Source organism: Streptomyces coerulescens, from assembly GCF_042657965.1.
GTDB classification, from domain to species: Bacteria; Actinomycetota; Actinomycetes; order Streptomycetales; family Streptomycetaceae; genus Streptomyces; species Streptomyces coerulescens.
This window is the reverse complement of the sequence record NZ_JBHSKM010000024.1, coordinates 140040-152591: the sequence shown is the minus strand read 5'-3', so window position 1 is coordinate 152591 and position 12552 is coordinate 140040. Positions and strand designations below refer to the sequence as shown.

The 12552-nt window shown below is 71.4% G+C and carries 13 protein-coding genes and 1 pseudogene; 11 read left to right on the top strand and 3 right to left on the bottom strand.

The window, feature by feature from the left end:
* The first annotated feature begins 1 nt into the window (after window position 1).
* From bioD to ACFPQ9_RS30175, 4 genes and pseudogenes are all read left to right on the top strand, one after another.
* Complete coding sequence (gene bioD, locus ACFPQ9_RS30190) at window positions 2–718, top strand: dethiobiotin synthase (protein ID WP_380860280.1); 717 nt, start codon at window positions 2–4, stop codon at window positions 716–718.
* A 40-nt stretch (window positions 719–758) separates the two neighbouring features.
* The gene (locus tag ACFPQ9_RS30185) at window positions 759–1205 is read left to right on the top strand and encodes a hypothetical protein (protein ID WP_380860278.1); all 447 of its coding nucleotides are present in this window, start codon (window positions 759–761) and stop codon (window positions 1203–1205) included.
* Between the two features lie 121 nt (window positions 1206–1326).
* A pseudogene (locus tag ACFPQ9_RS30180) lies at window positions 1327–1473 on the top strand (lipase); the annotation flags it as partial.
* 112 nt (window positions 1474–1585) lie between these two features.
* On the top strand, window positions 1586–2272 hold the full coding sequence (locus ACFPQ9_RS30175) for a class I SAM-dependent methyltransferase (RefSeq protein ID WP_380860275.1): 687 nt from the start codon (window positions 1586–1588) through the stop codon (window positions 2270–2272).
* Here the strand turns inward: ACFPQ9_RS30175 and ACFPQ9_RS30170 are convergent, their stop codons facing one another.
* Both ACFPQ9_RS30170 and ACFPQ9_RS30165 read right to left on the bottom strand, forming a co-directional pair.
* Window positions 2273–2647, bottom strand: a complete 375-nt coding sequence (locus ACFPQ9_RS30170) for a fic family toxin-antitoxin system, toxin component (RefSeq protein ID WP_380860272.1) — start codon at window positions 2645–2647, stop codon at window positions 2273–2275. It lies immediately after the preceding gene.
* A 4-nt stretch (window positions 2648–2651) separates the two neighbouring features.
* Entirely contained in the window at window positions 2652–2891 is a 240-nt protein-coding gene (locus tag ACFPQ9_RS30165; protein ID WP_380860269.1) for a toxin-antitoxin system HicB family antitoxin, read from the bottom strand.
* Between the two features lie 199 nt (window positions 2892–3090).
* Here ACFPQ9_RS30165 and ACFPQ9_RS30160 point away from each other — a divergent pair, with 199 nt between their 5' ends.
* The 7 genes from ACFPQ9_RS30160 (at window position 3091) to ACFPQ9_RS30130 (ending at window position 11309) form a co-directional block, all read left to right on the top strand.
* Entirely contained in the window at window positions 3091–3915 is an 825-nt protein-coding gene (locus ACFPQ9_RS30160; protein ID WP_380860266.1) for an ABC transporter ATP-binding protein, read from the top strand.
* A gap of 3 nt (window positions 3916–3918) precedes the next feature.
* Window positions 3919–6492 (top strand): ABC transporter permease, encoded by a 2574-nt coding sequence (locus ACFPQ9_RS30155; protein WP_380860263.1) that lies wholly within the window; start codon window positions 3919–3921, stop codon window positions 6490–6492.
* Window positions 6493–6538: 46 nt separating this feature from the next.
* Window positions 6539–7444, top strand: coding sequence for an LLM class F420-dependent oxidoreductase (locus ACFPQ9_RS30150; protein ID WP_380860260.1), 906 nt, complete (start codon window positions 6539–6541; stop codon window positions 7442–7444).
* Window positions 7445–7500: 56 nt separating this feature from the next.
* Entirely contained in the window at window positions 7501–7926 is a 426-nt protein-coding gene (locus ACFPQ9_RS30145) for a GNAT family N-acetyltransferase (RefSeq protein ID WP_380860257.1), read from the top strand.
* A 143-nt stretch (window positions 7927–8069) separates the two neighbouring features.
* Window positions 8070–9410 carry a hemolysin family protein gene (locus ACFPQ9_RS30140; protein ID WP_380860255.1) on the top strand — a complete coding sequence of 447 codons (1341 nt, stop codon included), beginning with the start codon at window positions 8070–8072 and terminating at the stop codon, window positions 9408–9410.
* A complete protein-coding gene (locus tag ACFPQ9_RS30135) occupies window positions 9407–10420 on the top strand; it encodes a hemolysin family protein (RefSeq protein ID WP_380860252.1) in 1014 nt (337 codons plus the stop codon). Before ACFPQ9_RS30140 ends, ACFPQ9_RS30135 begins: the two co-directional genes overlap by 4 nt.
* A 106-nt stretch (window positions 10421–10526) precedes the next feature.
* Complete coding sequence (locus tag ACFPQ9_RS30130) at window positions 10527–11309, top strand: SGNH/GDSL hydrolase family protein (protein WP_380860249.1); 783 nt, start codon at window positions 10527–10529, stop codon at window positions 11307–11309.
* Here ACFPQ9_RS30130 and ACFPQ9_RS30125 read toward each other — a convergent pair whose 3' ends face one another.
* Window positions 11310–12332 (bottom strand): hypothetical protein, encoded by a 1023-nt coding sequence (locus ACFPQ9_RS30125; RefSeq protein WP_380860246.1) that lies wholly within the window; start codon window positions 12330–12332, stop codon window positions 11310–11312. It abuts the gene before it with no gap.
* Between the last annotated feature and the right edge of the window lie 220 nt (window positions 12333–12552).

The window sequence follows — 12552 nt, the reverse complement described above, 5'->3', positions numbered from 1 at the left end:
CATGCCGGTACTGGTGATCACGGGCACGGGCACGGAGGTCGGCAAGACCGTCACGACCGCCGCCGTCGCCGCGGCAGCACTGGCCGCGGGCCGGTCGGTGGCCGTGCTGAAGGCCGCGCAGACCGGCGTACGGCCGGACGAGGACGGCGACGCGCAGGAGGTCGCGCGTCTCGCGGGCGGCGTGACGACCGCGGAACTCGCCCGCTATCCCGACCCGTTGGCCCCGGCGACGGCCGCGCGCCGGGCCGGCCGGGCGGCGGTGCGTCCGCACGAGATCGCCGATGCCGCCGCCAAGCTGGCCACCGAGCACGACCTCGTGCTGGTGGAAGGGGCGGGCGGGCTGCTCGTCCGCTTCGACGAGGCGGGCGGCACCCTGGCGGACGCGGCCGAGCTGATGGCGGCGCCCGTTCTCGTAGTGGCGTCGGCGGGCCTGGGCACGCTGAACGTGACGGAGCTGACGGCGCGTGAACTGCGCGGCCGGCGGCTGGACCTGCTGGGCGTGGTGATCGGGAGCTGGCCCGAGGCGGCGGATCTGGCCTCGCGTTGCAATGTGGCGGATCTGCCGGAGGTGGCGGCGGCACCGCTGCTGGGTGCGGTGCCGGCGGGGGCGGGGGCGCTGACGCCTGCCGACTTCCGCGCCGCGGCGGCCGGTTGGCTGGCGCCGAGGCTGTCCGGGACGTGGGACGCGGGGGGGTTCCGGGGGCGGGTGGCGCCCTGACGGTGCGTGGCTTGTCAGCCCCTTGTGCCAGTCTCTGATCATGCAGACCGACCCTGATCAGTGGAACGACTTGATCGCCGAGTGGGACGAGATCCGGCAGGGCTACCACCTCGGCGACACGCACCGCACCGTGCTGGAGTGCGCCCGGAACCTCGAGGAGAGCGTGGCGGCGGCCGGACCGGACACGGCGCTGTGGGTGCTCGGGCTGGTGCTCATAGGCCCCTACGTGGTCCATGCCCGCCCGGACGCGGCGGCCGAGGCCCGCGTGCTGAAGGCGCTGGACAGCGTCGAGCGTGCTCTCGGGCAGACGGACTGTGCGCACGAGGAGCACCCGTGCGACGGCATGGCGGACGACGGTGAGCTGGACGATCTTCAGGAGGCGCTGGAGATGCTGGCCCACCCTCAGGAGGAGGACCGGGGGACGCGGGAGATATGGACCTGTCCGCGCAATCTCGCGGGGATCGCCCGCGCCTTCTCCGACGCATAGAAGACCTCTGGCCAGCCCGTGGACAGCCTGAGAACGGCCTGAGAACGGCCCCTGGACGGCCTCGCTGCCGGGGCGGAATCCGGCGAGCGCGCGCAGCCGGGTGGCCGCGGCGACGTGGCGGTACTGGTCGAACTGCGACGACGCGCTCACACCCGACACCACCGCGATCCTGAGCGGCGCGACCAACGTCGAGGTCGGCTGCGTCTCGCACACCGACATGAACGACGACCACGGCGTGTACGAGCAGGTCCGGGACTTCATCGGCTGAGTCCGGGCCGGCCCGGGACCGCCCGGACGGGGGCCGGAGTGCACAGCGGAGGTGCGCGGGTCCCGTAAGTGGGGAGAATCAGGGTGAGTCGCGTCCTGCCCGGGAGGTCCCCATGGCCCTGCGGTCCGCCGGTTCCGGCAAGGTGTCACGGGATGCCGTGCACCATCCGCTGTTCGCCCGTTTCTACGCCCGGATCAGCGTCAACGCCGAGACCCGGATGGGCATGGCCGACATCCGCGACCGGCTGCTGGCCGGGCTGTCCGGCCGGGTGATCGAGATCGGCGCCGGCAACGGTCTGAACTTCGCCCACTATCCGAGCTCCGTCTCGGAGGTCGTCGCCATCGAACCCGAGCGACTGCTGCGTTCATTGGCCGTGGACTCGGCCTTGCGCGCCGAGGTGCCCGTGGACGTGGTGCCGGGCGCGGCGGAGGCACTGCCGGTGAAGAGTGAGGCCTTCGACGCGGTGGTGCTGTCGCTGGTGATGTGCAGCGTCCGGGACGTGCCTCGGACGCTCGGTGAGGTACGGCGGGTGCTCAGGCCCGGCGGTGTGGTGCGGTTCTTCGAGCACGGCCGGGGCGGCGGGCGCGCGATGCTCCTCACGCAGCGAGCGCTGGACCGGACGGTGTGGCCGCTGGTGAGCGGCGGCTGCCATGTGTCCCGCGATCCGGTCGCGGCGCTCAGGGAGGCCGGCTTCGAACTCGGCCCCTATCGGCAGGTGATGATGCCGGAGAACGGGCCGACGCTCCCCTCGTCGTACTGCTTCCTCGGGACGGCGTGGCGGCCGCCGGTCAGCGAGTAGTCACAGGCTCCACTGCCGCAGTTCCTGTGCGATGTCGTGCACCGTGGCCTCGCCGCTCTTCACCAGCCGGGCCAGGTCGCGGACCTGCTCGGGCGAGGTGACCACCTTGAGGCCACTGGCGACCAGGTAGGCGTAGGCGACGGCGGAGGCGAACAGAGCGTTGGAGCGCTCCAACGCGGGGACGTGGACGAGCAGTTGGAGCAGGGACGCGGCGCGGGCGTGCGGGCTGTCGTAGACGGGGACGTCGAATATCTCGGCCTGATGGCGGGCGACCGCGGCGACGAGGGCTCCCCAGTCGCTGACCTGGGGGTCCCCCGGCGTCCTCTTCTCGGCGAGCATGAGCAGCCAGGCAAGGTCGATGTTCAGTTCGCTCAACGGATCAGTGGCGACCTTCGCGCGAGCCTTCGCGGTCGGCGCCGAACTCGTCGACGAACACCGACTCGTACTGCTTCATGAAGTCGGCGGCGGCCTCCACGAAGGTGTGGCCGACCTCGCCGGTGTCCTGCTTGACCAGCTCCTCGATGTAGCGGTTGACGCTCATGCCGCGGGCCAGGGCGCGCTCGCGGGCGGCGCGGGCCGTGCCCTCGTCCACTCTCACGTTCAGCTGGGTCTTCGCCATACCTCGAAGCTAGCGCGGTTGTGCTAGCACCGGCAAGGGCTTCGCGCGAAGGCGGGATGTTGCCCCTTACACCGATATCGGGGACCCGACCTGGGGCGGAGAGCGACCGGGACCTCCGGGGGATACTCGCTGTGCGATGGATCACATTACGCTCGGCGGGGACGAGTGTCGTTGTGTCCGTTCCGTCTAGGAGGCGGTCTTGTCCACAGCAGCTGCCCAGTACGTCCCCGGCCCCGCGTCGGCGGACGGGATCGCGGCCCGCGCCCGCGGCGTGACCAAGGCCTACGGCTCGGGCGAGACGACAGTGCTGGCCCTCGACTCGGTGGACGTCGACATCGCGCGCGGCCGTTTCACGGCGGTCATGGGGCCCTCGGGCTCCGGGAAGTCCACGCTGATGCACTGTCTGGCGGGCCTCGACAACGTCTCGGCGGGGCAGGTCTGGCTCGGCGACACCGAGATCACCGGCCTGAAGGACCGCGAGCTGACCCGGCTGCGGCGGGACCGGATCGGGTTCATGTTCCAGTCGTTCAACCTCATCCCGACCCTGAACGCGGTCGAGAACATCACCCTGCCCATGGACATCGCGGGCAAGAAGCCCGACGAGAAGTGGCTGGACCAGGTCATCGACACCCTCGGGCTGCGGGACCGGCTGGGGCACCGGCCCTCCCAGCTCTCCGGTGGCCAGCAGCAGCGCGTCGCCTGCGCCCGCGCGCTCGCCTCCCGGCCGGAGCTGATCTTCGCGGACGAGCCGACCGGCAACCTCGACTCGCGGGCCGGCCTGGAGGTCCTCGGCTTCCTGCGCGAGGCGGTCGACCAGCTGGGGCAGACCGTCGTGATGGTCACCCACGACCCGGGCGCCGCCGCCCACTCCGACCTGGTGCTGTTCCTGGGCGACGGACGGATCGTGGACGAGATGGAGCGCCCGACCGCGGAGGCCGTACTGGAACGGATGCGCCACTTCGCCGGCGCCGGCCCCGCAGCAGGCGGCCAGACCCCTCCCCCGGCGCCGCCCGAGAAGGGCTGACCGGTGCTCAAGGCGACGCTCAGGAGCTTCCTCGCGCACAAGGGGCGGCTCCTGCTGTCCGCCCTGGCGGTGATCCTCTCCGTGGCGTTCGTCGCGGGCAGCCTGATCTTCTCGGACACCGTCAGCCGTACCTTCGACCGGCTCTTCGCCTCGACCGCCGCCGATGTCACCGTCACCCCGAAGGAGACCTTCGACGAGACGATCCCCTCGGGGCAGACCCTGACCCTGCCGGCCTCGCTCGCCGACCGCCTCGCGAAGGTCGACGGCGTCTCGGCGGCCCGTGCGGACGTGGACGTGGAGGGCATCACCGTCGTCGACGAGGACCGCGAGTCGGTGGGCCCGACCACGGGCGCCCCCACCATCGGCACCGCCTGGAACCCGACCGAGCGCAGCCCCGTCGAGCTCACCTCCGGTCACGCACCGAAGGGCGACCGCCAAGTGATGATCGATGCCGACACCGCCGACGACAAGGACGTGGGGATCGGCGACCGGCTGACGGTCGTCGGGCAGGAAGGTTCCTTCCCGGTCGAGGTCGTCGGCATCGTCACCTTCACCACCACCAACCCCGGTGCCGCGCTGGTCTTCTTCGACACCCCGACCGCTCAGACCAAGCTCATCGGCGACCCCAAGGGCGCCACCGGCATCACGCTGGACGCGGCCGACGGTGTCAGCGACGCCGAGCTCAAGCGGCGCGTGGCGGACGCGCTGGGCGACGACAGCGGCGCCTACGAGCTGCGCACCGCCGATGAGCAGGCCGAGTCGGACGTCGAGCAGCTCGGTGGATTCCTCGACATCATCAAGTACGTCATGCTCGGCTTCGCCGGCGTCGCGGTCCTGGTCGGCGTGTTCCTGATCGTCAACACGTTCTCGATGCTGATCGCCCAGCGGACCCGTGAGCTGGGCCTGCTGCGGGCGCTCGGGGCGGACCGGCGCCAGGTGCGCCGCTCGGTGCTGACCGAGGCGCTGCTGCTCGGCCTGGTCGGCTCGACCGCGGGCCTCGCGGCCGGCATCGGACTGGCCGTCGGACTCATCGAGCTGATGGGTCTGATGGGCATGAACATCCGGACGGACGAGATGGTCGTCGGCTGGGGCACGCCGGTGACCGCGTACGTCGTCGGCCTGGGCGTCACCTTCGTGGCGGCGTATCTCCCGGCCCGGCGCGCGGCCGGCGTCTCGCCCATGGCGGCCCTCGCGGACGCGGAGATCGCCGAGATCGGACGGCCGCTGCGGCTGCGCGCGATCCTGGGCTCGGTGATCGGGGCGGCCGGCGCGGCGGCCCTGGTGGGCTGTGCCGTGGCGTCCAGGACGTCGTCCGCCGCGTCCCTGCTCGGCCTCGGCGTGCTGCTGACCCTGATCGCGACCGTGGTCGCGGGACCGCTGCTGGTGCGGCCCGTGATCCGGGTGCTCGGCGGTTCCTTCCCCGCGCTGTTCGGCTCGATCGGCCGGATGAGCCAGCGCAACGCCCTGCGCAATCCGCGCCGCACCGGCGCCACCGCGGCCGCCCTGATGGTGGGGCTCGCTCTGGTCGGCGGGATGTCGGTGGCGAGCGCCTCGATGACCAAGTCGTTCGACCAGCAGATCGACAAGACGCTGGGCGCCGACTTCGTCGTGCAGAACGGCAACTTCGTGCCGTTCCCGCGCGAGATCACCGAGCGGATCCGCGCCACCGAGGGCGTGGGGCTCGTCGTACGTTCGCAGTTCACGACGGTCGCCGTACGCCTCCCGGACGGCGACCGGGTGAAGACGACCGCCGCGGCCTACGAACCGCAGCTCGACAAGGTCGCCAACATCACTTACGCCCAGGGCGACTCCGCGGCCGCGCTCGCGGACGGACAGCTCGCCATGGACAAGGACTTCGCCGAGGACCACGGCGTACGCGTCGGCAGCACCGTCCCCGTCGAGTTCCAGGGCGGCCGCACGGCCGAGCTGGCGGTGGGCGCCCTCACCGACCAGGAGTCCGCCGACGGGTTCGGCAGCCAGGGCGGGATCTACTTCGGCCTGGCCACCCTGCAGAAGTACGCGCCGGGCGGGCAGGACGCGGCCGTGTACGTCAACGCCGCCTCCGGCACGAGCCCGGACGACCTGCGGGCCGGCCTGGAGAAGACGCTCGACCCGTACCCGCAGGTGCAGGTCCGCGACATCGCCGACTACAAGGACCTGGTGCACGACCAGATCGCCGTGCTGCTGTACCTCGTGTACGCCCTGCTCGGGCTCGCGATCATCATCGCGGTGCTCGGCGTCGTCAACACGCTGGCCCTGTCGGTGGTGGAGCGCACCCGGGAGATCGGGCTGCTGCGGGCCATCGGACTGGCCCGGCGGCAGCTGCGCCGGATGATCCGGCTGGAGTCGGTGGTGATCGCGGTGTTCGGCGCGGTCCTGGGGCTCGCGCTGGGGCTGGTGTGGGGCGTGTGCACCCAACAGGTGCTGGCGTTGCAGGGCATGACGGCGCTGGCGATCCCGTGGGGCACGATGGTCGCGGTGGTGATCGGCTCGGCCGTCGTGGGCGTCGTGGCGGCACTGCTGCCCGCGTTGCGTGCATCGCGCATGAATGTGCTGGCGGCCATCGCGCACGAGTGATGGAATCGCGGCAGGTACTCAAGTCCCCAGCAGGCGAGGAGAGTTCATGTCGCAGTCGGTGAGCCCGCGTCCGTTCCGCTTCGGTGTCAATCTGCTGACCTCCGCCCCGGCCGACGAGTGGCGGGCCAAGTGCCGCCGGGCCGAGGAACTCGGCTACGACGTGATCCTGGTCCCCGACCACCTGGGCATGCCCGCCCCGTTCCCGGCGCTGGTCGCGGCGGCGGAGGCCACCGAACAGCCGCGCCTGGGCACGTTCGTGCTGAACGCGGGCCTGTGGAACCCGGCGCTGCTCGCCCGTGAGGTGGCGACGACCGACGCGCTGACGGGCGGGCGGCTCGAACTCGGGCTGGGCGCGGGGTACGTACAGGCGGAGCACGACTCGGCGGGGCTGCCCTTCGGCACGCCCGGCGAGCGCGTGGCCCATCTGCGGCGCACGGTCGAGGAGCTTCAACGGCTGCTGGAGTCCGAGTCGTACGAGCCACGGCCCGTGCAGCGACCGCGGGTGCCGCTGCTGGTCGGCGGCAACGGCGACCGGGTCCTGCGGCTGACCGCCGAGCACGCCGACATCGCGGCGTTCGGGGGCGCGTACGCGGACCCCGAGAGCTCGACCGGGCGGCTGGTCCCGGTCACGGCCGAGCGGCTCGACGAGCGGGTGGCCCGGTATCACGGGTTCGCCGAGGACCGCGCGGAGCCGGCCGAGTTGAATCTGCTGCTCCAGATGGTGGCCGTGACGCGGGACCGCGAGGCCGTGGTCCAGCCTCTCCTCGACCGGGTGCCGGAGCTGACCCCGGAGCAGGCACTGGCCCTGCCCATCCTCCTGATCGGCACCCTGGACCAGATCACCGCGCAGGTGCTGGCCCAGCGCGAGCGGTACGGATTCTCGTATCTGACCGTCCTGGAGCCTTACATGGAGGCGTTCGCGCCGGTGATCGAGGAACTGCGCGGCAAGTAGCCGTCCGCATGCCGGAATCCGGCGCCGCGTCCCACCGGCCGTGATGGGATCGCGGCATGACTGAACTGCGGATACGGGCCGCGACGGCCGACGACCTCGACGCCGTACTCGCCTTCTGGAAGACGGCTGCCGAGGGCGCGAGCATCAGCGACGACCGGGACGGCGTGGAACGGCTGGTCGCCCGCGACCCCGAGGCCCTGATCCTGGCCGAGCAGGACGACCGGCTGGTGGGCACGGTGATCGCGGGCTTCGACGGCTGGCGGTGTCATCTGTACCGGCTTGCGGTGCACCCCGAGCGGCGCCGCCGGGGCATCGGGGCGGCGCTGCTGGCCGCGGCGGAGGAGCGGTTCGTACGGCTCGGCGGGCGCCGGGGCGACGCGATGGTGCTGCGGCGGAACGAAACCGCGCATCATGCCTGGCGCGCGGCCGGGTACACGCCCGAAGAGCACTGGCGGCGGTGGGTGAAGCCGCTCACGGACTGACTGCTTTGCCGATCCTTTACTATTGGTGGACCACTTCGGTCTTCCAAGGAAAGGTGTGAGCGTCCGCCCATGGGCGAGCCTCCCAGTAGCAGACATCGAGCGATCCTCCCCACCCTGTCCGACCATGGGACGGAGGTGACCCGATGACGGAAGTGCTCCTCCTTCTGGTGGCGATCCTGCTGTCGCTCGCCTGCGGCGCCTTCGTCGCGGCCGAGTTCTCGCTGACCACCGTAGAGCGGGCCGAGCTGGAGCGGGCCGTGGAGCGCGGCGAGCGGGGCGCTGCCGGCGCCCTGAAGGCCGTACGGAATCTGACGTTCCAGCTCTCCGGCGCCCAGCTCGGCATCACCGTCACCAACCTGGTCGTCGGCATGCTGGCCGAGCCCTCGATCGCCACGCTGCTCGCGGGCCCGCTGGAGTCGATGGGGATCTCCCGCTCGACGGCGAGCTCGATCGCGCTGGTGATCGGTACGGCCCTGTCGACCGTCGTCCTGATGGTCGTCGGTGAGCTGGTGCCGAAGAACTGGGCGATCTCCTCGCCGCTGGCCGTGGCCAAGCGCGTCGGGAACGCCCAGCGCTGGTTCAGCGCGCTCTTCCGCCCCTTCATCTCGCATCTGAACAACACGGCCAACCGCATCGTGCGCCGCTTCGGTGTGGAGCCCACCGAGGAGCTCGCGGCGGCCCGCGGCCCCCAGGAGCTGGCCGCCCTCGCCCGGCACTCCGCCCGGGAGGGCGCCCTGGAGGCGGACACCGCCGAGCTGTTCGTACGGACCCTGAACCTGGCCGACCTGACCGCGGAGAACGTCATGACCCCGCGCGTCCAGGTCGTCGCCCTGGACGCCCAGGCGACCTGCGAGGACGTGGCGAACGCGACCCGGGCGACCGGACTGTCCCGGTTCCCCGTCTACCGCGGCAGCCTCGACTCGGTCGTGGGGACCGCGCACGTCAAGGACATCCTTGCGGTACCGGCCGAGCGCCGCCCCCGCGTCTCCGTCTCCGAGCTGATGCGCGAGCCGCTCCTGGTCCCCGAGACGCTCACCGTCGACCGGCTTCTGGACCGGCTGTCCGGCAAGCGCACCATGGCCGTGATCATCGACGAGTACGGCGGTACGGCCGGGGTCGCCACCCTTGAGGACATCGTCGAGGAGGTCGTCGGCGAGGTCCGCGACGAACACGACCCGCACGAGACGCCCGACCTCGCCCCCGCGGGCAGCGACGACGAGGGCCGGGCCCTGTTCTCGGCCGACGGATCCGCCCGCATGGACCAGCTCGCCCGCGTGGGCCTCAGGGCCCCGGAAGGGCCGTACGAGACCCTGGCCGGCCTTGTCGCCAGCGAACTCGGGCGGATCCCCGCCGTGGGTGACCGGGTCGCGGTCGCCGGCTGGCAGCTCGACGTCGTGGACGCCGCCGGGCGCAGGGCCGCGCGGGTGCTGCTGCACGCGCCGCTCGACGACGCCACCGACAGCGAGAAGGAGAACGGGCGATGACCGCCGTGCAGCTGTTCATCGGCTTTCTGACGCTGGTCGTCAACGCCTTCTTCGTGGGCGCCGAGTTCGCGCTGATCTCGGTGCGCCGCTCGCAGATCGAGCCGTACGCCGAGCAGGGCGACCGGCGCGCCAAGAGCGTGCTGTGGGGCTTGCAGCATGTGTCCGCCCTGATGGCGGCCGCGCAACTCGGCATCACGCTGTGCACGCTGGTGCTGGGCGTGGTCGCCGAACCGGCGATCGAGCACCTGCTGGAGCCGGTGTTCCACGCGGTGGGCGTGCCGGAGAGCGCCGGGCGCGCGGTCTCCTTCGCCATCGCACTGGTGCTGGCCACCTACCTGCACATGCTGCTCGGCGAGATGGTGCCGAAGAACATCGCGCTGGCCGAGCCGGTGCGCAGCGCCCTGATGCTCGGACCGCCGCTGGTCACGCTGGCCCGGGCGGTGCGACCGGTGATCTTCACGATCAACGCCTTCGCGAACGCGCTGCTGAAGCTGCTGCGCGTCGAGACCAAGGACGAGGTCACGGCGACCTTCTCGGACGCCGAACTGGCGCGGCTGGTGCGCGACTCCGGCGAGGCCGGCCTCATCGACGACCGCGCGCGGGAGCGCCTGCACGACGCCCTGGAACTGGGCCGCAGGCCGGTGCGTGACGTGGTCCTCCCGCTGGAACGCGTCGTCTACGCGCGCGTGGGTGTCACGCCGGAGGAGCTGGAGCGGCTGTCGGCCGAGTCGGGCTTCTCCCGCTTCCCGGTCGTCGACGAAGGGCGCCGGATCGTGGGCTATCTGCATGTGAAGGACGCGCTGGACGCCGTCCAGCAGGACGCCCCGTTCGAGGTGGCGGACATGCGGCCGATCGCCCGGGTGCGGGAGAGCACCCCGCTGGACGACGTGCTGACCGCGATGCGGGGCAGCCGGACGCATGTCGCGGCCGTGCTGGGCAGCGACGGACTGCTGTCCGGCCTGGTGACCATGGAGGACGTGCTGCGGAAGCTGTTCGGGCAGCGCGCCTGACAGCGGGGCCCGAGCGGGTGATGTGCCCGGGGCCGCGTCGGTGATGTGCCCGGCTCCCTGCCCGACCGACCGGCGGGTATGGAGCCGGGATACCATTCCTGTCGCCATGCAGACGAACCCCACATACAGCAGCCTGGTCGCGGTCGGCGACTCCTTCACCGAGGGCATGTCGGACCTGCTCCCCGACGGCTCCTACCGGGGCTGGGCCGACCTCCTGGCCGGGCGGATGGCCGCCCGCACGCCCGGCTTCCGATACGCCAACCTCGCGGTGCGCGGGAAACTGATCGGGCAGATCGTCGAGGAGCAGGTCGACGTGGCGGCCGCCATGGGCGCCGATGTGATCACCCTCGTCGGCGGGCTCAACGACACCCTGCGGCCCAAGTGCGACATGGGGCGGGTGCGCGGCCTGCTGGAGGAGGCGGTGGAGAAGCTCGCCCCGGCGTGCCGGCAACTGGTGCTGATGCGCAGCCCGGGGCGACAGGGCCCGGTCCTGGAGCGGTTCCGGCCGCGCATGGAGGAACTGTTCGTCTGCGTCGACGAGCTGGCCGAGCGGCACGGCGCGCTCGTCGTCGACCTGTACGGCGCGGCCTCGCTCAGCGATCCCCGCATCTGGGACGTGGACCGGCTGCATCTGTCGGCCGAGGGCCATCGCCGGGTCGCCGAGGCGGTGTGGCAGGGGCTCGGTCATGACCCCGAGGACACCGAGTGGCGCACCCCGATGCCGGCCACGCCGCCGCCGGGCTGGGTCACCCGGCGGGTCGCCGACGCGCGCTTCGCGCGCCGGCACCTGCTGCCGTGGATAGGCCGACGGCTGACGGGACGCTCCTCCGGCGACGGACTGCCGGCGAAGCGTCCCGAACTGCTGCCGTACGAGGGCCCGGCGGCCTAGTTACGACTGACGGGACGCGGCCCGGCTGCGCCGGTACATCAGGGTTCCGGTGACCAGCAGCGCCCCACTGGCGGCGATGCCTGCGACGACGCCCTCCGCGCCGATGCCCGTGTCGGGCATGTGGGGGTCGTCCGGCTTCCCCGGCGGCGCCTTGGTCGGCTCGGGGCCGGGCTCGTCGCAGCCGTAGTCGTGGCCATAGCCGCAGTCGTGATCGTGGCCGTCGCCATGGTCTTGGCCGTAGCCGTGGTCCGGTCCGTAGCCGTGGTCCTGGCCGTAGCCGTGGTCCGGTCCGTAGCCGTGGTCGTTCGGCTCTTCGGAGCCGTAGCCGTGGTCACTGGGCTTGTCGGAGCCGTAGCCGTCACCGTGATCGGCCGGCTTGTCGCGGCCGTAGCCGTCATCGGTCCGCTTGTCGCTGCCGTAGCCGTGGTCACTGGGCTTGTCGCTGCCGTAGCCATAGCCGTGGTCCGTCGGCTTGTCGGAGCCGTAGCCATGGTCACTGGGCTTCTCGGAGCCGTAGCCGTCACCGTGATCGGCCGGCTTGTCGCGGCCGTAGCCGTCATCGGTCCGCTTGTCGCTGCCGTAGCCGTGATCGCTGGGCTTCTCGCTGCCGTACCCGTGGTCACTGGGCTTCTCGGAGCCGTAGCCGTCACCGTGGTCGGTCGGCTTCTCGGAGCCATAGCCGTGGTCGCTCGGAGCGTCGGTGCCGTAGCCGGAGTCGCCGTATCCCGATGTGGTCTCGCTGGAAGTGGGCTGCGGCAGATCCAGGTTGTTGAGTCTGTCCTTCGCCTCCTGGATTCTCTCGTCCGCCTCGTCGAATTTCTCGTGCATCTTGCCGATTTTCTCGTTCAGCTGATCGTTCAGCCCGTCCGAGTCCCAGGGATCCGAGTGGCCCGGCAGCGCGGCGGCGGAGTTCACCTTGGCCCCTTGCACGCCTGGGGCCGCGGCAGCGCATGTGCCGTACAGGGACAGGGCGCTTGTCGCGGCGGCGGCCACGATCAATCCCCTGGTCAGAGCCTGTCGCATTCTCGTTTTTTCTTTCTCTCGGGAGAAATGGGGACGCCGACGTCGGTCATTGACGCGATGGTGTCGATCGCCGGGATTGGCTAGGTCGTCGCAGAAGTCGGGATGCCGCGCGCAAAAACTCGCCACGACTTGCAGACTATGAACGAAATGTGGAGGCCCCAGGAAACCGGGACGCGTCGATGAACGGGGAATTCACCCGATCGCCAGCGCCGATTCCGTC